Annotated in this window: 19 protein-coding genes; 4 read left to right on the top strand and 15 right to left on the bottom strand. The window is 70.7% G+C overall.

Annotation, left to right across the window (positions count from 1 at the left end; translation table 11 throughout):
* Positions 1 to 5: 5 nt before the first annotated feature.
* From OG953_RS10955 to OG953_RS10930, 6 genes are read right to left on the bottom strand one after another with little or no spacing between them, the layout of a single operon-like run.
* Positions 6 to 908, bottom strand: a complete 903-nt coding sequence (locus OG953_RS10955) for an NAD(P)-dependent oxidoreductase (protein ID WP_405683823.1) — start codon at positions 906 to 908, stop codon at positions 6 to 8.
* A 17-nt stretch (positions 909 to 925) separates the two neighbouring features.
* On the bottom strand, positions 926 to 1,885 hold the full coding sequence (locus OG953_RS10950; protein WP_405683822.1) for a diiron oxygenase: 960 nt from the start codon (positions 1,883 to 1,885) through the stop codon (positions 926 to 928).
* Positions 1,882 to 3,126 (bottom strand): diaminobutyrate--2-oxoglutarate transaminase, encoded by a 1,245-nt coding sequence (gene ectB, locus OG953_RS10945; protein WP_405691768.1) that lies wholly within the window; start codon positions 3,124 to 3,126, stop codon positions 1,882 to 1,884. Before ectB ends, OG953_RS10950 begins: the two co-directional genes overlap by 4 nt.
* A 14-nt stretch (positions 3,127 to 3,140) precedes the next feature.
* Positions 3,141 to 4,109 (bottom strand): 3-methyl-2-oxobutanoate hydroxymethyltransferase, encoded by a 969-nt coding sequence (locus OG953_RS10940; RefSeq protein ID WP_405683820.1) that lies wholly within the window; start codon positions 4,107 to 4,109, stop codon positions 3,141 to 3,143.
* A complete protein-coding gene (locus OG953_RS10935) occupies positions 4,099 to 5,277 on the bottom strand; it encodes a pyridoxal phosphate-dependent aminotransferase (RefSeq protein WP_405683817.1) in 1,179 nt (392 codons plus the stop codon). The genes OG953_RS10940 and OG953_RS10935 overlap by 11 nt, the downstream gene beginning before the upstream one ends.
* Positions 5,278 to 5,289: 12 nt before the next feature.
* A complete protein-coding gene (locus tag OG953_RS10930; protein WP_405683815.1) occupies positions 5,290 to 6,648 on the bottom strand; it encodes an LLM class flavin-dependent oxidoreductase in 1,359 nt (452 codons plus the stop codon).
* Positions 6,649 to 6,900: 252 nt separating this feature from the next.
* On the opposite strand from OG953_RS10930, the gene OG953_RS10925 reads away from it, so the two are divergent.
* The 4 genes from OG953_RS10925 to OG953_RS10910 all read left to right on the top strand — a co-directional run bounded on the left by OG953_RS10925 (position 6,901) and on the right by OG953_RS10910 (position 10,859).
* The gene (locus OG953_RS10925) at positions 6,901 to 8,121 is read left to right on the top strand and encodes an acetyl-CoA carboxylase biotin carboxylase subunit family protein (RefSeq protein WP_405683814.1); all 1,221 of its coding nucleotides are present in this window, start codon (positions 6,901 to 6,903) and stop codon (positions 8,119 to 8,121) included.
* A gap of 12 nt (positions 8,122 to 8,133) precedes the next feature.
* Positions 8,134 to 9,138 (top strand): ketopantoate reductase family protein, encoded by a 1,005-nt coding sequence (locus OG953_RS10920; RefSeq protein ID WP_405683812.1) that lies wholly within the window; start codon positions 8,134 to 8,136, stop codon positions 9,136 to 9,138.
* Positions 9,139 to 9,303: 165 nt separating this feature from the next.
* Positions 9,304 to 10,188, top strand: a complete 885-nt coding sequence (locus OG953_RS10915) for a sensor histidine kinase (RefSeq protein ID WP_405683811.1) — start codon at positions 9,304 to 9,306, stop codon at positions 10,186 to 10,188.
* A complete protein-coding gene (locus OG953_RS10910; protein ID WP_405683809.1) occupies positions 10,185 to 10,859 on the top strand; it encodes a response regulator in 675 nt (224 codons plus the stop codon). Before OG953_RS10915 ends, OG953_RS10910 begins: the two co-directional genes overlap by 4 nt.
* A gap of 35 nt (positions 10,860 to 10,894) precedes the next feature.
* Here the strand turns inward: OG953_RS10910 and OG953_RS10905 are convergent, their stop codons facing one another.
* Genes OG953_RS10905 through OG953_RS10865 form a run of 9 tightly spaced genes read right to left on the bottom strand, consistent with a single transcriptional unit; the run spans position 10,895 to position 22,603 of the window.
* Entirely contained in the window at positions 10,895 to 12,151 is a 1,257-nt protein-coding gene (locus tag OG953_RS10905; protein WP_405683807.1) for an ATP-grasp domain-containing protein, read from the bottom strand.
* Between the two features lie 42 nt (positions 12,152 to 12,193).
* Positions 12,194 to 13,426 (bottom strand): acetyl-CoA carboxylase biotin carboxylase subunit family protein, encoded by a 1,233-nt coding sequence (locus tag OG953_RS10900; protein ID WP_405683805.1) that lies wholly within the window; start codon positions 13,424 to 13,426, stop codon positions 12,194 to 12,196.
* Positions 13,427 to 13,428: 2 nt separating this feature from the next.
* On the bottom strand, positions 13,429 to 13,926 hold the full coding sequence (locus OG953_RS10895) for a flavin reductase family protein (RefSeq protein ID WP_405683803.1): 498 nt from the start codon (positions 13,924 to 13,926) through the stop codon (positions 13,429 to 13,431).
* A complete protein-coding gene (locus OG953_RS10890; protein WP_405683801.1) occupies positions 13,923 to 15,275 on the bottom strand; it encodes an LLM class flavin-dependent oxidoreductase in 1,353 nt (450 codons plus the stop codon). Before OG953_RS10890 ends, OG953_RS10895 begins: the two co-directional genes overlap by 4 nt.
* Before the next feature lie 58 nt (positions 15,276 to 15,333).
* Positions 15,334 to 16,293, bottom strand: a complete 960-nt coding sequence (locus OG953_RS10885) for a D-2-hydroxyacid dehydrogenase family protein (protein ID WP_405683800.1) — start codon at positions 16,291 to 16,293, stop codon at positions 15,334 to 15,336.
* Position 16,294: 1 nt separating this feature from the next.
* Positions 16,295 to 17,320 carry a mandelate racemase/muconate lactonizing enzyme family protein gene (locus OG953_RS10880; protein ID WP_405683798.1) on the bottom strand — a complete coding sequence of 342 codons (1,026 nt, stop codon included), beginning with the start codon at positions 17,318 to 17,320 and terminating at the stop codon, positions 16,295 to 16,297.
* Positions 17,317 to 18,702 carry a DUF6025 family protein gene (locus OG953_RS10875; protein ID WP_405683796.1) on the bottom strand — a complete coding sequence of 462 codons (1,386 nt, stop codon included), beginning with the start codon at positions 18,700 to 18,702 and terminating at the stop codon, positions 17,317 to 17,319. Before OG953_RS10875 ends, OG953_RS10880 begins: the two co-directional genes overlap by 4 nt.
* Positions 18,699 to 21,227: an aconitate hydratase AcnA gene (gene acnA, locus OG953_RS10870; RefSeq protein ID WP_405683794.1), complete on the bottom strand. Its 2,529-nt coding sequence runs from the start codon at positions 21,225 to 21,227 to the stop codon at positions 18,699 to 18,701. The genes OG953_RS10875 and acnA overlap by 4 nt, the downstream gene beginning before the upstream one ends.
* Positions 21,224 to 22,603, bottom strand: a complete 1,380-nt coding sequence (locus OG953_RS10865; protein ID WP_405683792.1) for a citrate/2-methylcitrate synthase — start codon at positions 22,601 to 22,603, stop codon at positions 21,224 to 21,226. The genes acnA and OG953_RS10865 overlap by 4 nt, the downstream gene beginning before the upstream one ends.
* Between the last annotated feature and the right edge of the window lie 35 nt (positions 22,604 to 22,638).

Here is a 22,638-nt window from a genome sequence, read left to right as displayed (position 1 = left end):
GCCGCTCACCCTTCCTGCCGCGGTCGGACGGCCGTGGCGGGACGCAGGTCCCGCCCGGCGACGCCTTCCAGCCAGCGGACGACCTCCACGTTGTCGGCGCCGCTGGGGAGTTCGGCGAATGCCTTCTCCCACAGCTCGCCACAGGCCGTGCCGAAGGCCGCGGGGCCGCCTGCCTCCGCCTGCAGTGAGGTGGCGATACGGATGTCCTTGAGCATCAGCCGCAAGGCGAAGCCGGAGTCGAACGTTCCGGACAGGACGTGGTCGGGGAGCTTGGTCTCCGAGGCGTGGTTGCGCCCGGTCGACGCGTTGATCACCTCCAGCATGACGGCGGGATCCAGGCCGAAGGCCCTGCCGGTGATCATGACCTCCGCGACCGCGGCCAGATTCACCGCGGACAGCAGGTTGTTGAGCGCCTTCAGGGCGTGGCCGGCGCCGGCCGGGCCGACGCGGTGGACCCGGCCCAGGGCGGAAAGGACCACCTCGGCACCGTCGAGGGCGTCGGGGGTACCGGCCGCCATCAGGGTCAGCTCGCCCGCGCGGGCGGCGGCGGGACTGCCCGACACGGGTGCGTCCACGACCGCGACACCGTGGTCGGCGGCCACCCGGCCGAGCTCCAGGGTGTCGGACGGGGCGGACGAGCCGGTGTCGATGATGAGCGAGCCGGGCTCGAGCCGCGGCAGCAGCACGTCCGCCACCTGCCGTACGGCCGAGCCGTCGGGCAGCATGGTGACCACCACCGAGGCGGCGAGACCGAGGACATCCGACACGCCCTCGATACCCGGGTGACGATCAGCGGACTTGACCGCCTCCCGGTCGATGTCGAAGACCGTGACGTCGAACCCACGGTCCGCAAGGCGGCGGCACATGCCGCCACCCATGGATCCGAGACCGGCGAAACCCACGCGCATGCTGTGCACGTCCTCTCTCACTCGTCCCCGAAGTCGAATGCGACGAGGTTCTCGAGTTCCATCTCCCGGACGATGCGGCGGATGCCGGAGAAGTCCCGGACCAGCAGCCCGTTGCCGGTCTGGGCACGGCAGTCGGCGACGATCTCGTCGGCAGCCTCGATCCCCGCGTGCCGGAGGATGCCTGGCCACACCTCGAAGTCCTGGGCGACGAAGGCGTGCAGCGCCTTGGGCAGCGAGTCGACGAACATGCGTCGCTGCTCCTTGTTGAGGTGGACGTACAGGGCCTTGGCGACCTCGACCATGACCGAGGAGTGCGCGGCCTCGTCCCGGGCGTGCAGGCGGGGGACGAGGGCGTGCAGGGGCTGCACGCTCTCGTCGCGGGACAGCAGCTCGAGATAGGCGTTGACGCTGATCTCGGAGACGGTCGTCCAGATCAGCCTCAGCAGGTCCCGCTCCCACTGCTCCGAGGTCTGCGCCTCGGCCTCCACGAGCCTGCGGTAGGTGACGGTGTGCGGGTGGCTTGGCTCGCTCGTCACCTTCCGGATCTCGCGGGTGCGCTGCATGGCCACCATGTGCATGTAGGTGTGCCAGACCTCGTCCACGTGCGTCTGCTGTACGGCGCGCTTCAGGTGCACTCCGTCGGCGCCCGGGAAGGCACCGTGCATGATCATGGCGAAGGTGGGGTTGGCGACGTACTCTTCGGCCGCGATGACCCGCTCGTTGTACACCAGCCAGGCCATGGTGAGCACCTGCTGGCGCTGCTCCGGCGAGGCGGCCAGGAACAGGGGGTGCTCGGCGAAGGGCAGCAGCCGCACCGGATAGTCCGGCAAGGACTCGTCGTAGGTCTCCGGCTCGGAGATGCGGTCCAGGTCGGTGCGGATGGTCGCACGGCGGGGCCAGGCGTCGGCTATCCGGCGCAGGACGGTCTCGTCCAGGTGGTCGGCTTCGACGTGGACGGCATCCGAGAGGTCGGTCACTGCGCGTGCCCTTCTGCTGCGGCCGACGCGATGGAGTCGGCGAGGATGGCGATGCCGCGGCGGAGTTCGTCCTCGCCGGTGACGATCGGGGGCATGATCTTGAGGACCTGGCCGCGGGCACCCGACGTCTCGACCAGGAGCCCCTTCTCGAAGGCCGTGCGTGAGACCCGGTCGGCGAGCGTGTCGTCGGCGAAGGCGAGGCCGCGGATCAGGCCCCGTCCGTGTACGCGGCATCCCAACTGCTCGTACCTGACGGCTAGTTCCTCGAGGAGTCCGGTCAGACAGTCGGTGTGTTCCTGGACCCGCTTGCCGAAGGCCGGGTCGGCCCAGTAGTCCAGGCAGGCCGTGGCGGTGACGAAGGCCAGGTTGTTGCCACGGAACGTGCCGCTGTGCTCGCCGGGTCCGAGCTGGTCCAACTCGGGCCGGACCAGGACGAGGGCCATGGGCAGTCCGAAGCCGCTGATGGACTTGGACAGGCACACGAGGTCGGGAGTGATGCCGGCTTCCTCGAAGCTGAAGAACGTCCCGGTCCGGCCGCAGCCCGCCTGGATGTCGTCGACGATCAGCAGGATGTTCCGCTCCCTGGCCACCTCGGCGAGTCGGCGCAGCCAGGAGGGGCTCGCCGCGGACAGGCCGCCCTCGCCCTGCACCGTCTCGACCACGAAGGCGGCCGGCAGGTCCACACCGCTTCCCGGATCGTCGAGGAGACGGGTCAGGTAGTTGATGGTGTCGACGTCCTCGCCCGGGAACCCCTCGTACGGCATGCGGGTGACGTGGGACAGCGGGACACCGGCGGCGTTCCGCTTGAAGGCGGTCGCCGAGGCGGCCAGCGCGCCGAGCGACAGGCCGTGGAACCCGCCGGTGAACGCGACGATCTCGGTTCGGCCGGTCACCCGCCGGGCGGTCTTGAAGGCCGCCTCGATCGCATTGGTGCCGGTGGGGCCGGTGAACTGGACCCGGTACTCCATCGCCCGGGGGGCGAGCACCACGTCCTGGAACCGTTCGAGGAACGCGGCCTTGGCCGTCGTGTGCAGGTCCAATCCGTGCACGGGACCGTCGGCGAGCAGGTAGTCGACGACGGCGGCGCGCACCTCGGGCGGGTTGTGGCCGTAGTTGAGGGCTCCCGCGCCGGACAGGAAGTCCATGTACTCGCGGCCTTGTTCGTCCCACATCCGGTGGCCCGAGGCCCGGGTGAACACTGCGGGGAAGCGGCGGCAGTAGGTCCGTACGGCCGATTCCATCGCGTCGAAGATCGTCACGGCATACTCCAGGGGTCGGTTGCGGCGATCTCGGCGGACTCCCGGCGGCCGAGCGCGGTGTGTGGACGGAGCGGGAACCAGCCCGCCAGGGTGAGCCGGAGCAGTTCGCGCATCCGGTCTGCGATCAGGGCGGGCGTGTACGCGGTGGGCACGTCGGCGAAGTCGATCGTCGGCGTGGGCGGGAAGTACCGGCCGCGACGGGCGGGCCGCACCACGGCGTCCCAGAGGTTGAGGCTCTGGCCGCCCCAGCGGGCCCGGCCGCTGAACACCGAGTAGACGGGCAGGCCGTGCGGGTGCGGACGGCTCAGCGCCTGGTTGACCGCCTCGCTCACCATCTCGACGATCAGGCCGCACGATCCCGCGTCACGGGCCCGGCGGGCCTGCGCGAACAGTTCCGCCGCGTCGTCCACGGCGTCCCCGCGGCGGCTGAGCCCGGTGAGCTGTGGCGTGTAGCCGAGGTGGGCGAGGGTGGGCAGACCGGTGGCGGCACAGGCCTCGACGCAGCGCATCCCGTCCTCGCCGGCCACCTCGATCTTCACGGCGTCCGCGCCGGACGCGGCGAAGCGCTCGGCGGCGACCAGCGCCGCCGTGGTGTTCGCCGTCGTGCCGTCGGGCAGGTCGGCGAGCAGGAACGGCCGGCGGTCGGCCGGGAACTGTGCGTCCAGCGCGGCCCGCACCTCAGCCACCAGACCGACCAGGGTGTCCAGGGCCCACGCCTGCTCGGCGGGACCCGACATCACTGTTCCGGTACGGCCGAGGTGGGTCATGAAGTACGAGTCGCCGACCATCACGCACTCGACGGGGCTGTCCGCCAGGTCGGGCGTGGACAGGGCCTGGGCCAGCCCTTCGATCTCGTATCCCCGGTAGGCGTTGACCTTCAGCCCCAGCTGTGCGGGAGACGCGTACCGCCACAGGTAGGGCGCGAGCAGGCCCGTGGCTGCTGATGCGGTCAGCTCAGTCTGCATGGAGGGACTCCTGGTAGATCTTGTTGATGCGCAGTACCGCCTCGTGCACCTGAGCGGGAGGCGCGGCCGTGAAACAGATGCGGGCCCAGCCGGCACAGTGCTCGCCGAAGACCCTGCCGGGTGCCAGGCCGATGCCCTCCTCGGCGCAGCGCCGGACAAAGGCGTCCCCGGCCTTCCCGTCGCCCAGCGCACCAAGGTCGAGGAAGGTGTACAGGCCACCGGCCACCGGAGTGTGCGGGATCTGAAGCGCCTCGTCCGTCCGGCGCCAGGACTCGGCCGTGCGGGCACGCCGGGCCGCGAGCTCCTCCTGCGGTGTGGCCAGGGCCTCGAACGCGGCGAACTGGGCGGCCGTGGCGACCGAGTACAGCGTGTGCAGCGACCACTTGGTCAGGACCTCGCCAAGCCCCGGCGGGTGGATGAGGTGGCCGACCCGCGCTCCGGGCATCGCGTAGGTCTTGCTGCACGAGTGCACCGAGAAGGTGCGCTCGGCAGCCCCTGCGATCGTGGCGGTGTCGATGAACCCGTCCGGGGAGAAGTCGTAGTTCTCGTACGCGTTGTCCGCGATGATCCACAGGTCGTGCCGCCGGGCCAGTGCGACGAGTTCGGCGAGCTGGTGCGCGTCGAGCCGGTAACCGGTCGGGTTGTTCGGGTTGTTGAAGTACACGGCACGCGTGCGGGGCCCCACCGCGGCTTCGACGGTTGCGGCGAAGTCGTACGCGGGATCCCGGGACAGCTCCAGGAAGACCGGTACCTCGCGGGGCACGCCCTGCGCGGCCCGGACCAGGCCGGTGGCGAAGAGCCACTGAGGAGACAGGACCAGCACCTCGTCGCCGGGTTCCAGCACGGCGTGCAGGACGACGGCGATGGCGTGCGTGGCCCCGCCGGTCACCAGGACCTCGTCCTCGCCGACCGGTGTGCCGCGGCGCGCGGTGGCGGCCTCGGCGAAGCGTTCGCGGAGCGCGGGGACACCGGCGGGCGGGGCATGTTCGTGGGCGGCGATCCCGAACTCGGTGCGCTCCCACGGGCGAGGCGTGGCGCACGGTGTGAAGACCGTCTTGCCCTGGTGGAGCCTCGCCGGGTTCTCGTGACGGTGCTGCTGCAGGAGACGTTCGACCGCCGTCAGCGGGGAGGCGGGTATCTCGGCCAGCGGCCGGCCGATGGAGGGCATGGCTGGTGACTCCTAGTCTTGTCGCGTGCGGGCCGCAGCGCCCCAGGCCGGCCGGCCGAGCCCGAGGTTCTCGCGGAGCGTCCTGCCCTTGTACTCGGTGCGGAACAGACCCCTCCGCTGGAGTTCGGGGATGACCTGACCGACGAAGTCGCACAGCCCGTCGGGGAGGACCGGGGGCATGATGTTGAAGCCGTCGGCTCCTTCGTTCAGGAACCAGTCCTCCAGCTCGTCCGCGATGCTCTCCGCGGTGCCGATGACGATGCGGTGCCCCCGGCCGCCGGAGACCGACTGGTAGAGCTCGCGGATGGTGAGCCCCTCGCGCCGCGCCTTGTCGTACACCAACTGCTGGCGACTGATGCTGCCCTCGGTGCGGGGCAGTTCGGGCAATGGGCTGTCCACCGGCAGGTTGGAGATGTCGGCTCCGCCGAGGAGCAGCCGGAGCAGGCCGAGGCCGACCACCGGGTCCACCAGTTCCTGGAGCGCGGCGTACTTGTCCTCGGCCTCCGCCCGGGTGCGGCCGACCACGGGGAAGATGCCAGGCATGACCTTGGCCTCGTCGGGCTCACGGCCGTGGTCGGCGAGCTGCTTCTTGATCCCGCGGTAGAACTCCTGGGCCTGGGACAGGTCCTGGGCGGCTGTGAAGATCACCTCGGCCCACTGGGCGGCGAAGTCCCGGCCGTCCGGCGACGATCCGGCCTGCACGATGACCGGGTAACCCTGCGGGGGACGTGCGACGTTGAGCGGTCCGCGCACCTGGAAGTGCTCGCCGCGGTGCCCCAGCACATGCATCTTCTCGGGGTCGAAGAAGCGACCGGCGGCCTTGTCGTGGAGGAACGCGTCGTCCTCCCAGCTGTCCCACAGGCCGGTGACGACGTCCATGAACTCCCGGGCCCGGTGGTAGCGCTGTGCGTGGGAGGGCTGCCTGTCACGGTTGAAGTTCTGCGCCTCCGCGTCGGTGACGGACGTGACTACGTTCCAGCCGGACCGCCCCGCGCTCAGGTGGTCCAGGGAGGCGAAGTTGCGTGCCAGGTGGAACGGCTCGTGGTACGTGGTCGAGGCGGTCGCGACCAGGCCGATGCGTTCGGTGTGGACGGCCAGTGCCGACAGCAGCGTCAGCGGCTCGAACTGGATGATCCGTCCCTGGCGGCTGAGCTCGTCGTGACTGTCGAACGGGATGCGGATGCCCAGGCCGTCGGAGAGGAAGACCAGGTCGAACAGGCCCCGCTCGGCGGTACGCACGAGGTCGCGGTAGTGGCCGAAGTCCAGCCCGCCGGCCGCGTGGGCATGCGGATGGCGCCACGAGGCGACGTGGTATCCGGGGGTGATGAGGAATGCTCCCAGGTGAAGCGTACGGCGCGATTTTCGCGTCATGGACTCTCCCTTGGCGGGCGCTCCGCGACCGGTGCCGGAGTGGCCCGGAGTGGCTGGACTGGAACGTAACCGAGCCGAGCTGCCTCACACGGGTTGTGAGCGCAACGGGATTTCGCCGCAGAAGTTTCGTTCAAATCCTTTTGATCGCTCTGCCGTCCGGGCCCCGAGCCCAATGGGGTACTCGATCAGAAGAGGGCGTCCGAGGCCGTCGCGACCTACGCTGCGAGCGATCCGGAACGGGAGGGGCACAGCATGGACGAGGCGAGCGGACGTGACGTCCTGGTACTGGTCGACAGCGACCATGCGGACACCCCGTACGACAAGTGGGCCGCCGAGGCGGGGATCCGCGCCCATCTGCTGGTGTCCCGGGCCCGGTATCCGCAGTACCGTCATGTCCCCGGCGCGCGGGCTTTCGACGACTACGTTTCGGGCGGCGGGGTGGAGCGCGCGGCACTGGAACTGGCCGACTCGGTTCCCCTGTCCGCGGTGGTGGCCCGGATGGAGGGCGATCTGTTGCGCGCGGCCCGGCTGCGGGAGGCCCTCCGCATCCCCGGGCAGGACTGGAGCAGCGCCCTCGCCTTCCGGGACAAGGTGGTGATGAAGTCCCGCTTGCGTGAACAGGGAGTGCCGGTACCGGAGTTCGCAGCCGTACGGACGCCCGTGGACCTGCTCGCCTTCGTCCGGCACCACGGATACCCGGTGGTGGTGAAGCCGGCTCTCGGGTCGGGCTCGACGGGGACCCAGGTGCTGCACGGGCCCGAGGACATGGACGCTCTGTTCGCCGCGGGGCTGCCGGACCACCCGGAGGTGGAACAGTTCGTCGAGGGCATCATGCATGTGGTGGACGGCCTGATCGTCGACGGCGGGATGCGCGCCGCGTTCGTCTCGCGCTACGTCAATGACTGCCTCTCCTTCCGGGCCGGCGGGCACCTCGGATCGGTGCAGCTGACCCGTGACGACCCCCTGACGCCACGACTGATCGACTACGCCCGCCAGGTGCTCGCTCTGCTGCCCACGCCCGACCGCACGACCTTCCACCTCGAGGTCTTCCACACCCCGGACGACCGACTGGTGTTCTGCGAGGTCGCCAGTCGTACGGGAGGCGCGCTCACCGGGGCCGCCCTACGGGCTGCCGCGGGGGTCGACCTGGACAAGGAGTGGTTCCTCGCTCAGACGGGACATTCACAACACGGCCTGGTGCCGTGCGTTCACGGTGCGGCGCCGGGGCGGTCGGCCGGCTGGGTGGTGTTCTATCCGGAGCGGGGGAGGCTGGCCGCGCTGCCGCAGTCCCCGCCGCCGTTCGTCGCCGAGCAGAGGCTGCGCGGGGCGGTCGGTACGACCTACCGGGGCGGCGAGAAGTCGGGCGTCTACCTGGCCGGTTACGTGGTGACCGGAAGGCACGCCGATGAGGTGGAAGACAGGATGAGGGAGGTCGCCACGTGGTACGCGGCCCAAGTCCGGTGGGAAGAGTGAGTGGGAGCTGATATGCGGTACATCGTCATCGGAGCCGGCGCGGTGGGTGGTTCCATCGGCGCCCGGCTGTTCGAGAACGGTCACGACGTCGTACTCGTCGCCCGTGGCGCCCATTTCGAGGCGCTGCGGCAGGGAGGACTCCGGTTCACGACTCCGGAGGGGGCCCGCCGGGTTCCGGTGCCGGTCGCGTCCGGTCCGGAAGAGGTCGCACTGCGCCCCGGCGACGTCCTCGTCCTGGCCGTGAAGACCCAGCACAGCGCGGCCGCGCTGAGCGCGTGGGCCGGTCGTCCGGTGGCCGACGGCACCACGGCGGGCGAATCACTTCCCGTGGTCTGTGCCCAGAACGGCGTGGAGAGCGAGCGGCTGGCGCTGCGTCACTTCCATGCGGTCTACGGCATGTGCGTGGTGCTGCCCGCGGTCTTCGTGCACCCGGGGGAGGTGACCGCGGCGTACGGCCCGTACACCGGGGCGCTGGTGCTCGGCCGCTACCCGTCCGGGGACGACGCACGGGCCCGGCGCATCGCCGCGAACCTGGAGCGTTCGTTGTTCTCGGCACCCGTCGTGTCGGACGTCATGCGCTGGAAGTACGGCAAGCTGGTGGGTAATCTCGCGCAGACGGTCGAGGCACTCTGCGGGCCGGTGAAGCCCGATGGCCCCGCTGCCGAGCTGGCCGAGCGGTCAAAGGCGGAGGGGAAGGCGGTGCTGGCCGCGGCCGGGATCGCCTACGCTGACGCGGCGGAGTTGGCGGCCCTGCGCAGGGGCAAGGTCGAACTGCGGACACCGGCCGCCGACGGTGTGCTGGGATCGACGTGGCAGAGCCTCGCGCGCCGCACGGGCTCCGTCGAAGCGGACTACATCAACGGCGAGTTCGTGCTTCTGGGCCGGACGCACGGGGTACCCACCCCCGTCACCGAGAAACTGCTGCGGCTCGCGCACGTCTCCACGCTGGAGCGGCGGGAGCCTGGCTTGATCTCTCCCGAAGAGGTGCTGAGGATGTGTACATCCGTAGCCGGATGACCGGAATGAAATGTCGGCAGTTGTCGACTTTCTGCATTGCTCACCCAATCGATCGGTGACTGTTCAGGGGCGTCGGCGAGCTGCGGTGATGCGGGTTCGGGTGGCTCTGCCGGTCGGTGGATCGATCTTGTTTCCCCTTCTCAGCCGCCGCCCTTGTACGAGGAGTTGGCCGAGCCCGTCGGTGCGGGGTACCGGGCCCGGCAGGTCTTTGATCTGCCCGAGATGAAGGCGCACATCGCCGAGCACCGGTTGCACCGGTCGGTGTGCGGGCGGTACACGCCCCCGGCTGCCTCGACGCTTCCCGGCAAAACGCAACGACGTCGAGTGAAAACTCTTACATTGATCTCGGGGCGGCCCGAGCACCTGTGCGAGTTAGTGAAAGGGCCTCGTTCTCGGCTTTCGAACACACAGGATCGTGATGGGTGGGGCGTGGTGGAATTGAGCGGTTACGGTGAGGGCGATGTCATGCAGGACAGCCGCGCGGGATGTCTCCTCAAGCATGAGCTCAGGAACGCAGCGCACGTGCTGATGGGGCTGAGGGAGATCGCCGGACGCGAAGGGCCGGACACTGTACCGCTCGCCGGGGGTAGACGGATCAAGGACCCAGTCGTAAAAGCCCTGTTGGTGGGCAAGACGCTAGCCGCCCGGACGGGCGGGGTCCGGCTGGAGATCGACGAGGGATCGGCTCTCGGCAGCGCCTCGGAGCTGTCGGGGGACATCGTCATCGTGCTCGGCAACCTGGTGGACAATGCTGTCGATGCGGCCCTGGAGGGCCCCGACCTCGAGCCGGCGGTATGGGTGACGGTGCGGGAGAACGCCGGAGGCGTGCTGCTGCGGGTGGAGGACAACGGTCCGGGGATACCGCCGGACAAGCGGCAGTGGATCTTCAATACGGGTGCTTCCACCAAGCAGCGCGCCGACGGGCCGGACCGGGGACTGGGGCTCGCCATCGTCCGGAAAATCACCGCGAAACGGGGCGGTACCGTCGCGGTCTTGGACCGGGCGGGCGGCGGGGCAGTGGTCACCGGGCGGCTGGCCACGGCGGAATGACGACCATGTTCAACGTCCTCGTCGTGGATGACGACTTCTACGTCGCCAAGATCAACTCGCGTTACGTGTCCGCGGTACCCGGGTTCCGGGTGGTGGGCGAGATGCACAGCGCCGGGGACGCGTTCAGCGCCCTGGAGCAGGGCGGGATCGATCTCGTCCTGCTCGACCACTACCTGCCGGACGAGAACGGCCTGTCGCTGACCCGCCGGCTGCGCGAGCTCGGCCGTGACATCGACGTCATCATGGTGACGGCCGAGCGGAGTTCGGCCTCGGTCCACGAGGCCATGAGAGCCGGAGTCCTCCAGTACCTCGTGAAGCCGTTCACCTTCGAAGTGCTGCGACGCAAGCTCGAGGCGTACAGCAGGCTGCGCGGGACTCTCGGCACCGGCCGGCTGGACCAGGAGCGGATCGACCGGATCGTAGGCGGCGGCGGACCGCAGACCGCCCTGTCGCTGCCGAAGGGGTACAACAATCGGACGGTCGAGTTGATCATGGAACTCGTCTCCCGCACCGAACACCCTTTGTCGGCGCACACGGTGGCGGACCGGACCGGGGTCAGCCGGTCCACCGCGCAGCGCTACCTGAAGCATCTCGAGGAGAACGGGAAGCTGCAGCTCACCCTGAGGTACGGGGACAGCGGTCGTCCCGAGCACCTGTACCAGGGCAAGTGACGTCGCCCGGCGGGATGCGCCGGGCGACGCCACGGTCATACGACGTCGCCGGCGAGAGGGCGGACCCGCAGCCGGACGCCGAGCACGTCCACGGCGGCCCGGGCCGCCCGCACCGCCTCCTCGGCGGTCTCCGCGACCGCGCGGACCTGGGCCACCCGGGAGTCGGACGAGGTGAGGGTGCTCACAGTGTCCCCGGGGTCGGCCGACACGGAGACCTCCGTCACGCCGGGCAGTGCCCTGGCCTCCTGGACACCGGTGATCTCCTCGAGCTCGCCGGGGGCGTCGACAGCTGCGAACCAGATCGCCGAGGCGCGGGCCGGGCGCGGCTCGGAGAGTGTGGCCCGGATGTCGGGCAGGACCTTCTCCCCGATCGTGTGGCGGACCATGCACTCGGCGATGTCGACACCGGTCGCGTCGAGGGTCAGGGCCGGTATCTCGTCGCCGCCCGCCCGTACGTGCGTCTCGATCACCCGGGGGCCCTTGCTGGTGAGGACGACCTCCGTGTGGGTCGGCCCCGACCGCACTCCCAGCGCGTCCAGCAGCTGCCCGACGTACGCGTGGATCTCCGCCTGCTCCCCGGTGGGCAGGGGTGCCGGGGACACGTGCCCCAGCTCGACCAGGCTGACCGGGTCCGAGTACTTCCGTGTGATGCCCACCACCTGGTGGTCGCCCTCGTCCGAGAACGCCTCCACGCTGAACTGCGGGCCCTCGTGGAACTCCTCCACCAGCACTCCGGTGTTGACGAGGCCCATGTAACTGCCGCCGGCCCGCTCGAAGGCGGTGGCCAACTGGCTCTCCTCGGTGACCTTGGTGACGCCCGCGCTGCCCGTGCTTTGGACCGGCTTGACCACGCAGGGCAGGCCGTGGTTCCGCACGAAGGCGTGCAACTCGTCCAGTTCCGTCACGCGGGCGTACGCGGCGGAGTCGACACCGGACTCCCGCAGCCTCGCCCGCATCGCCTCCTTGTCGTGGATGACGGTCATCGTGGCCGGGCTGAGGGCCTTCAGGCCGAGCGCCTCACCGATTGCGGCGTAGCGGTGCTGATCGCGTTCGCCGAAGGTGGCGATCCTGGTGAAGGGGTGGATGGCGTGAACGGCCTTGGCCATGGCGATCCACTCCTGGTCGTCGGCGTCCCCCCGGACGGCGATGATCCGGAGGTGTCCGGCGGGCTCACGGACGTTGCGGACGTATTCCACCTGGCAGATGGTGGTGGTGCAGACCCCGGGCCGGATGCCGCGGAGCAGGGACGGGTGGTTCCGGCCCGTGCCCACGACCAGTACGTGTTCGTTCATGGGATGCTTCGTCTCTCTGTGCTGATTCGGTGTGCGCCGGGCCTACTGCCAGGCGGTATTGGCGTGCCACCACTTGGTGACCTCGGCCATGCGCTTGCGGACTTCCTCGGCCGTCCCGGCATGGACGAGGGCCTCGGCGGCCGCGTCGGTCGCGTGCTCGACGCCGTCCCGTCGGGTCCCGGCGGCCAGCTTCACCTCCAGCTCCACACCCGGTACGGGGCAGGACTCGGCCGGCGGCACGAACGTGCCGTGACCGGCGGGCAGCAGGAGCCAGCCGAGGAGCCCGGCGGGCGCGGCCGGCTGGTGGTCCAGGGTGAGGTCCGAGCCGCACTGTGCCCGCAGCCCCTCCTTGGCCAACTGCACGCCGAAGGCGCGCTCGTAGACCTCGGCGATCAGCGCACCACCCGCCCGGCTGGCGATCTCGCACATCACCGGTTCGCCGTCCGGATCGATCCACGCCTCGAGGTGGAAGGCGAGCGGGTCCGGGGCGGCGGGCAGCGCGGCGACCACGTCGGCGGCGAACTGCCTCAGTACCTCGGTGCGGGCGTCGTCCCGTTCGAGCAGCACGCTGCCCAGGGGCGCCCCGTCGATGACGCGCTCCGCGAGGCCGCCGGTGTACTCGCAGGGCCAGGAGTGGACGATCCTGCCGTCCCGCATGATGCCGTCCACATGGAAGAGGTCCCCGCGCGCGAAGCTCTCCACCATCCACTGGCCCGGCACGTGGGACACGGCCGACTCCCGACCGCCCTCCAGGAACGCGGTGACGTCCGCCGGGGAGCGCAGGATGGAAACCCCTTGCGCGGCGGCTCCGGTGCGCGGCTTGATCACCACCGGGAAGCCCTCCGCGTCGATGAAGTCGAGCAGGTCCATCGGACCCTCGACCGCGGCGAAGGACGGCACGCGCAGGCCGGCCGCCCGGGCCGTACGCTTCATGACCAGCTTGTCGCGGTACGCGGTGGCCGACTCCACGCTCTGCCCGGGCGCCCCGAGCCGGGCCCGGAGCCGCGCGGCCCGCAGCACGTCGCTCTCGCTGGTGCTCGCCACGAGCTCGGCGCCGTGCTCCCGGGCCGCCTCCTCCGCGGCCTGCTCGGTGGCCCAGGAGTGGTAGTCCTCGACGAGTCGGTGGCGCGGGAAGTGGGTGGCCAGGATCTCCTCCGCCTCGGCGACGGCCTTGGGTGTGGTGATCAGGACGACGCTGTCCGCGGTCTCGTCCAGCCACTCCTGGAGGGGACGGCTGGTGAGCGGCTGACGGGAGAACAGCAGAACTCTGGGCATGCTCAGATCCTCGTGAGGTCGGTGGAGGGAACGCCCCGCAGACAGCTGTGGAGATGCACCAGACTGTCGCCGGGCGCGCCCTCCACCACCTCGTCGACGGAGCACACCACCAGGTGGTGGTCCCCGAGCCGGGCCTGATGATGCGGGGAGCAGATCAGCCAGCAAAGACAGTCGTCCAGCAGCGGGACGCCGTGCGGACCGAGGTGCCAGCGGGTGGGCGGTGCGAAGCGATCCACGCCGGAGGACGCGAACAGCTCCGCCACCTCGACCTGGTGCGCGCCGAGGAGCTGCACCCCGAACCGTGTGCAGTCCTTGATCCGCTCCCAGGTGCTCGAGGTCTCGGCCAGGGCGAAGGAGATCAGAGCCGGCCGGGCACTGATCGAGGTGAACGAGGTGACGGTCACCCCGGCCGGTCCGGCCGGACCCGTGGCGGTGACCACCGCGACGCCCGCCGCGTGGGCGCGCAGGGCCGACCGCAGGGCCAGGGCCGTGACCGTCACGATCCGCTCCCGGTGGTGGTGAAGTCCGGCCGGGGCAGGCCCAGATGGTCCCGGAGGGTGGTGCCCTCGTACTCCGTGCGCATCAGGCCGCGCCGCTGCAGTTCGGGGACCAGCAGGTCGACTATGGAGTCCAGTCCGGTGGGCAGGCAGTCGGGCATGATGTTGAAGCCGTCGGCCGCCTCGTTCACGAACCAGTCCTCCAGCTCGTCCGCGACGGTCTCGGCGGTGCCCAGCAGGAAACGGTGACCCCGGCCGGCCGCGACCGACAGGTACAGCTGCCGGATGGTCAGGCCCTGTCGCCGCGCCTGCTCGTAGATCGTCTGCTGTTTGCCCGCGCTGCCCTCGGACGCCGGGAGTTCGGGCAGTGGCCCGTCCAGCGGGTACTGCGACAGGTCGACCATACCGAGCTGGTACGAGAGCATCCCCAGGCCGACGACCGGGTCGACCAGCTCCTGGAGCTCCGCGTACCGCTCCTCGGCCTCCGTCTGGGTGCGGCCGAGCACGATGAAGGCGCCGGGGAGGATCTTCACGTCCTCGGGGTTGCGGCCGTGGTCGGCGACCTGCTTCTTCAGCCCCTGGTAGTAGCTCTGTGCCCGTTCCAGGGTCTGCTGCACGGTGAAGACGACCTCGGCCCAACGGGCCGCGAAGTCCTGGCCGTCGGGCGAGGAACCGGCTTGCACGATCACCGGGTGCCCCTGGGGCGGACGGGCCACGTTGAGCGGGCCGCGCACGCTGAAGTGCTCGCCGCGGTGCCCGAGGACGTGCAGCTTGTCGGGGTCGAAGAAGCGGCCGGACGCCTTGTCGTGGAGGAACGCGTCGTCCTCCCAGCTGTCCCACAGGCCGGTGACGACCTCCATGAACTCCCGGGCACGGTGGTAGCGGGCGGCGTGCTCGGGCTGGGCGTCCCTGTTGAAGTTGCGGGCCTCGGCGTCGGTGGCGGAGGTGACCACGTTCCAGCCGGCGCGGCCGGCGCTGAGGTGGTCGAGCGAGGCGAACTGGCGTGCCACAGTGAACGGTTCGTTGTACGTCGTCGAGGCGGTCGCCGCGAGGCCGATCCGCTCGGTGTGCACGGCCAGGGCGGACAGCAGGGTCAGCGGCTCGAAGTGCACCATCCGGCCCTGCCGACTGAGCTCGTCGGCGTCGCGGTACTTGGTGCGCACTCCGGCGCTGTCGGAGAGGAAGACCATGTCGAATTTACCGCGCTCGGCGGTCTGGACCAGCCTGCGGTAGTGCTCGAAGCTGTGTCCTCCGTCTGCGCGGGTGTCGGGATGGCGCCAGGCGGCGACGTGATGGCCCGGCGCGGGCAGGAAGGCGCCGAGTTTCATCATGCGGTGGGGCGATCTGCTCACAGTGGATCTCCAAGGGCGGCGAAGGCGGGCATCGGGGAAGGCAGGGGAGCGGGACAGGTCAGCCGAGTCGGCGTACCGGTGAGCCCGCCAGGAATGCCTCGATGTCCTCCACGGCCTGGCTGTAGTACGTGCGGTAGTTGTGCTGGGACACGTAGCCGAGGTGCGGCGTGGCCAGCAGTCGGGGCGCGGTGCGCATGGGGTGGTCGCCGGGCAGCGGCTCGACGTCGAAGACGTCGACCCCGGCGCCGGCGATCCGCCCCTCCCGCAGAGCGTCGAGCAGGGCCTCCTGGTCGACGATCGCGGCCCTGGAGGTGTTCACCAGGTAGGCGGACGGCTTGAGCAGGGCCAGCTCCGGGGCTCCGAGGAGACCCCGGGTGCGGTCACTCAGCGCCAGGTGCACCGAGACGAAGTCACTGCTGGACAGCAACTCCTCCTTGGACGCGGCCAACTGGACCCCGTGCTCCTTGGTCCCCCGCTCGGTCAGGTTCTGGCTCCAGGCCACCACGTCCATGCCGAAGGAGAGGCCGACCTGCGCCACCCGGCTGCCGATCTTGCCGAGGCCGAGCAGACCGAGGCGGCGGCCGTGCAGGTCGACGCCGACGGTGGACTGCCAGGGGCCGCCGGCGCGCAGCGCGGCGTTCTCGGTGACGATGCCGCGGGCAAGCCCGAGCAGTAGCGCCCAGGTCAGTTCCACGGGAGGGGTGGAGGAGCTCTTGGTGCCGCACACCGTTACGTCGTTGCGTGCCGCGGCAGCGAAGTCGATCACGGAGTTGCGCATGCCCGAGGCGACCAGGAGCGTGAGCCGGGGCAGCCGGTCCAGCGTCGAGGCGGGGAACGAGACGCGCTCCCGCAAAGTGACGATGATGTCGAAATCCCGTACCGCTGCGACGAGTTCTTCCTCCGTGTCGAAGTGTTCCGGGAAGCTGACGACCTCCACCCGGCCCAGGACCGGGCCCCAGTCTGCGAGGGACGTGGCGACGGCCTGGAAGTCGTCGAGGACGGCGCAACGCAGGTTCATGTCAGTGCTCTCCGATGTTTCCGCGGTGGGTGGGGTAGTGGACGGGGTCCGGCTGGGCGCCGAGGCCGGGAGTTTCGGGGCGGGAGATCACCCCGCGGTCGATGCGGACGCCGGTGAACGGGTCGTCGGTCAGGCCCAGATGGCCGTCGAGGTCCAGATGGTCGGCGAGTCCGGCCAGTTGTGCCATGGCGGTCACGCCGAGGGAGCTCTCCACCTTGCACCCGAGCATCACCTGCAGACCGACGCGGCGGGCGAGGGCGATCGCCTCGCGGGCCGCGAGGAGCCCGCCGCAGGTGAGCAACTTGATGTTGACTCCGCTTACTCGGCCCTGCAGCCGCAGGACGTCCTGCGCGCTCGCGCAGTCCTCGTCGGCGAAGACCGGGACCGGGGACCGCTCGTGCACGTAGCGCAGGTCGTCGGGCGAGTCGGGCGGTACCGGCTGCTCGAGGAGTTCCACGCCGTGGCGGTGCAGTTCCTCGGCGACCCGGAGCGCCTGGTCGGGCGTCCAGGAGCCGTTGCCGTCCGCCCGGATGCGCCCGCCGTAGACCGAGCGCAGCACTCCTGCCCGGCTGCCGTCGTCCTCGGGGGTGAGCTTGAGTTTGAGGACCGGCCACGAGGCCGCGTCGCGCGCCTTGGCACGCAGTTCGTCGTCCGGGCAGGCGCCGATGGACAGCGCGGTCGGCGCCGTCGGCAGCCCTGCCAGCCCGAGCACGTGCTGCAGCGGCTGTCCGCACGCCTTGCCCAGCAGGTCGTGCAGAGCCATGTCCACGGCGGATCGGGACGCCGGGCCGATGCCGGCCGCGTCCAGGTCCCCGAGGACGCGGCACATCTCATGCGGCGAGGCACCGGTGAGCAGCGGAGCGCAGGCGTCGATCTCCGCTGGGTCCGCGTCCCGCGCGGTGCCGTAACCCGTGAGTCCCTGCCAGGTCAGCTCCAGCACACACTGACGCACCGCGGTGACGACGCCGGTGTTGCTGACGAAGGGCTTGTCGAGGCCGATCGAGGTCTGCCACCGGGTGAGTCTCATGCCAGCACCTCCTCGAACGCAGCAACGACAGCGCATGCCTGCCGGAACGTCAGGTCACGGAATCCCGTTGGTTCCACCGGTGTGGCGGGAGCCCGCCGCACGGCGTCGGTGGGGACGCCGCTGCCGTCCCGGAAGCGGGCACGCAGGTAGGGCGACAGCCGGTCCTTGTACGTGGACAGCCAGGTGACGGTCGTGTCGTGGGTGGCGTCCGGATCGGCTGCGAGCACGACCTTGAACAGGTCTGCGAGCAGCTCGCGGTCCTGTTGCTCGCTGTCGGGCGGGCACAGCATGAAGATCTGCGCGGGCAACAGCGCGAAGCACAACGGGCGCACCTCGGCGAAGTTCCGCACCAGGGGACCGGTGATCGCGCGCAGCGAGCGGACGGTGGTCTTGCGGGCCAGATAGCCGCGGCGCCGCGGCGGGCAGCCGGCCATCGCCCGGGCGCCCCAGTGCAGATGGGTGACGAAGGGACTCTCGGAGGGGAGCCCCGAACGGTCGGGAAGATGGCTGCCGAGCAGGCCGAACAGAACGCTGCTCAGCTGGATCGAGATCACGGGCAGGACCGGTGGCACCTCGCCCATCCGGGAGAAGAAGGCGCGGGGTTCGGTCAGCGCCTGGACGGTGAGCAGAGCCGCCTCGGCGAACGCCCGCGCGGACGGGTAGACGTGGTCCTCGATCGCGTAGCCCGTGCCGTGCCGCCGCACCTCGCAGCGGCCCACCGAACCGTCCAACCGGACGGCGTGGCTGATCAGTTCGGCGAAGGCCGCGCGCGGGTTCTGCCGGGCGGCGGCCTCCTCGAGCAGCAGGCAGAGCATGTCGGTCACCAAGGCGGCGTGCTCGGCCAGGAAGGCCGCCCACTGCCGGAACCGGTAACCGGGCACGGTTGTCATGCGCCGCCAGTGCAGTTCGGCGAGCGGGACGAGTTCCCCGTCCAGCTCCGCCTGGGTCAGGGCGCAGAACAGCGGACGGCTGCGGTCCCGCCGGGTGAAGGCCCGCCCGTCCCAGGTGTGCAGCGGCAGCGTGGTTCGCCGGCCACCGTCGACCAACGAACCCGGCAGGTAGACGTCGTCGCCCCCTTCGGTGTCGGCCTCGGTGCGGGTGAAGCCGTAGACCAGCGGGTAGCCGTAACCGCCCGCGCACACGGCGGTGTTGAAGTCCATCGGGCCCGAGCGGCAGAGCGCGATGTCCTCCCAGTTGCCCAGGTGACCGGTGCGCGGCGGCAGCAGCCCCTCCGTGTCCCGCACCAGATCGAGCAGGCTGCCGACGGGGACATCGAGCGTGCCGAAGTGGAGGGTCGTGTAGGGCTTCTCGCCGGTGGCCAGCGCCGCCGTGCCGGTGGCGGAAGGCGTCAGACCGAGGCGGTCGAGGACGTTCGCACTCACCCTGCCTCCTCGGCGCGCAGCCTGCCGAGCAGGTGCGGCAGGGTGCCGCCGGCCAGCAGGACGTCCCACTCGCCGGCCGAGGTGACGTCCGCCCTCGCGGTGAAGGACACCTGGTCCGCGGTGACGTGGACCAGACCGCTCTCTCGCACGTCGTCGAGCGCCAGGTCGAAGGCCTCGTGTCCGGTGAGCCCGAGCGAGGCCCAGGTCCGGCCCTCGGGCAGCAGCAGGGGCAGGATGCCCATGGCGCACAAGTTCGCCCGGTGGATGCGCTCGAAGCTCTCGGCGAGGACCGCCCGCACCCCCAGCAGCCAGGGGCCCTTCGCGGCCCAGTCACGGGAGGAACCCATGCCGTAGTTCCGCCCGGCGAGCACGACGAGGGGAGTTCCCGAAGTGGCGTAGCGCTCTGCGGCGTCGAAGACGGGGAGCCGTTCGCCGGTGGGTAGATGCAGGGTGGTGCCACCGCTGTCGCCGTCGCCGACGAGACGGTTGCGCAGCCTCGGGTTGCTGAAGGCACCGCGCGCCATCACCTCGTGGTTGCCGCGGCGTGAGCCGTAGGAGTTGAAGTCGCGCACCCCGTGGCGGCGCAGGTGGATGCCGGCGGGCGAGTCCTCGGGGATGTCGCCCACCGGTGAGATGTGGTCGGTGCTGACGTCGTCGCCGAGTGCGAGGAGCGCGCGGGCGCCGGTCAGCGGTCCGGCCTTCGGCCCGGCGTCTACGTAGGCGGGGAAGCGGATGTAGGTGGACTCCTTGTCCCAGGGGAATGTCTCGCCGTCCCCGGCGGTGAGGGCGTCCCACTCCGGCACCGGAGCCTGGTCGGCAGTGAACAGCTCGGGGCGGACGAACTGCGCCTCCAGCGCCTGCAGTTCGGCGATGTCCGGCCAGATGTCCCGCAGCAGTACGGGCCTGCCGTCGCTGCCGACGCCCAGCGGTTCGCTGTCCAGGTCGGCGCGGACGTGCCCGACCAGGGCGAGCGCGATGACCAGCGCGGGGGAGGCGAGATAGCCTGCCCGTACCTGGGCGTGCACCCGGGACTCGAAGTTGCGGTTGCCGCTGAGCACCGCGGCCACCGTCAGACCCTCGCGGGTCACCGCTTCGCCGACGCCGGGGTTCAGCTGTCCGCTTCCCCCGTTGCACGTCATGCAGCCGTAGCCGGCCACATGGAAGCCGAGCTTCTCCAGGTGCACCATGAGACCGGCGTTCTCGAGGTAGCGGGTCACGGCCCTCGACCCGGGCGAGAGACTGGTCTTCACGTGGGCGGGCACGCTCAGCCCCCGCTCGACGGCCCGCCGGGCCAACAGCCCTGCGGCCAGCATGGCCCGCGGGTTGGAGGTGTTGGTGCACGAGGTGATCGAAGCGATCACGATGTCGCCGTCGGAAACGCCGTCTGCGGTCCGCTTCGCGGCGCCATGCAGCGCAGCGAAGGACGTGGGGAGTTCCCCGAGAGAGATCCGCTGGTCGGGCCGGGACGGACCGGCCAGTGTCGGGCCCACCGAGCCGAGGTCGAACTCGATCACCCGGCCGAACCGGGGCTCGGCCTCCCCGGGGTGCTCGCGCAACAGCCGCTGCCGACGGCAGTACTCCTCGACCCGCCGCAGGTCCGCCTCAGGGCGACCGGTCTGCCGCAGGTAGGCGAGGGTGTGCTCGTCCACCGGGAAGAACGCGGACATGGCGCCGTACTCGGGCGCCATGTTGGCGACGGTGCAGCGGTCGGGCGCCGACAAGGCGATGAGGCCGGGGCCGGTGAACTCGACCATCAGGCCGCGCACGTTCGCCTCGCGCAACGTGCGGCACAGCGCGAGGACCACGTCGGTCGCTGCGGCGCCGGACGGGATCGTGCCGGTCAGACGGACGCCGACCACCGGGGGTATGCGGACCGGCTGGGCCATGCCCAGCATCAGGGCTTCCGCCTCCAAGCCGCCGACGCCCCAGCCCAGCACGCCGAGACCGTTCACCATGGTGGTGTGGCTGTCGGTGCCGATGACCGTGTCCGGGAAGAGCGCCCCGTCCGGGCCCTCGGACACCACGGTCGCCAGTCGCTCCAGGTTCACCTGGTGCACGATCCCGGTGCCCGGCGGCGTCACCCGTACGCCCCGGAATGCCTTCCGCGCCCATTTCAGGAACGTGTAGCGCTCCCGATTGCGGCTCATCTCCAGGGCCTCGTTCCTGACGAGGGCGTCCGCAGTGCCGGCCCAGACGGTCTGCACGGAGTGGTCGACGACCACGTCGACGGGCAGGGCCGGGCTGACCCGGCCGGGCTCGGCCACCCGGTCTCGCAGCGCGGCCAGGTCCACCAGGAGCGGTATCCCGGTGTAGTCCTGGACGAGGACGCGCGCAGGCCGGAACGGCATCTCCAGCTCCGGGTCGGCGCCACGCCCCAACCGCTCGCCGAGCACGGCGGCCTTCTCCGGGTCCCCGTGCCGCAGCAGGGATTCCAGCAGGACCCGGCCGGTGTACGGGACGGCATCCAGGGCGAAACCGTGCTGCGCGGCGAATTCCGGCAGGGTGCTCAGGGGCGCTGTTGTCACCGGTTCCCCTTCGTGAACGGGCGTGCGTGCGGGCCCGTGTAGCTGAGCAGCGGCCGGATCAGCACGTTGTTGGACTGCTGCTCCAGGACCTGCGCCACCCAGCCCGCGGTGCGGCCGATCACGAAGAGGGGGACCGCCAGGTCGTCGGGCAGGCCGAGCAGTCGGTAGGCGAGGCCGGCGTAGAGGTCCACGTTGGCGGCGACACCGTGCCGGCTGTAGGGGCTCATGGCGGCGGCCACGGCATCGAGGGTTTCCAGCCCAGAGGTGTCCCCGCACTCCTCGCTGAGCGCGACGACGGTCGCCCGCAGGTGCCGCACCCGCGGATCCTCGGTGCGGTAGACACGGTGGCCGAAGCCCATCACCGGCTCCCCGCGTCCCTGCAGTTCGGCGACGTACGCCTCGGCCCGCTCCGGTGAGCCCACCTGGTCCAGCAGCGTCATCACACGCTCCGCCGCCCCGCCGTGCACCGAGCCGCCGAAGGCCGCGACGGCGGCGGTGAGCGAGGCCGTCATCCCGGCCCGGCAGCCCGTCGCCACCCGCGCCACGAACGCCGAGGCGTTCGAGCTGTGGTCGGCGTGGACGATCAGGCCCCGGTTGATGAACTGCACCGCGGCGGGTGTGGGGGACTCACCGAGGAGCGCCGTCAGGACGGCCTCCGCGTACGAGGTGTCCTCGGCCGGCATCAGCGGCTCGCGGCCGTTGCGGAAGGCGTGGTGCGCGGCGACGATCATCGGGATCTGGCCGAGGAGCGTGATCCCGGTCTCGCGGGCCTGCTCGTACGTCTCGTCGGAGCCGTCCACCCGGCGCTGACCGAACGCGGCGAGCGCGGAGACACAGGTGCGCAGTGCCTCCACGGGGTGCGCGTGTGCCAGCGAGCGGGCCAGGTCCAGGACCGGCCCCGGCAGCGCGCGAGCGGCGTGCAGCTCCTTGCTGAACCTCTCCAGCGAGGCGGCGTCCGGCAGTTCACCGTCGATCATGAGATGGGCAACCTCCTCGAAGGAGGCGTGGGCGGCCAGGTCGTGGATGCTGTAGCCCCGGTACTCCAGGACGCCGGCGACGCCGTCGATGTGCGTGATGCCCGTCCGGTCGAAGACGACGCCCTCCAGGCCGCGGTGCACGGCGGCACGGTCGTCGGGCGCGGCCGGCCCCTGCTGCGGGGTGGTTCCCGCGGCGAACTCCCGTATCGCCGAGACCGTGCGCAGACTGAGCGTCAGCTCATCGTCGATGGGGACGCCGTACGCCTTCTCGAGCGCCACCATGAGCGAGACGTGGCCCAGCGAGTCCCACTCCTTGATCGACTGGTATTCGACCTCGTCGGTGACCCGGGCCTCCGCAATGCCCAGGGTGCGGGCGATGAGCTGGTCAACGCTGCTCATGGCTTCCCTTCTGCAAGTGATCGTTGAGGTATGGC

The organism is Streptomyces sp. NBC_00057 (assembly GCF_045041165.1).
Lineage (GTDB): Bacteria > Actinomycetota > Actinomycetes > Streptomycetales > Streptomycetaceae > Streptomyces.
This window is presented reverse-complemented; position numbering and strand designations above follow the sequence as displayed.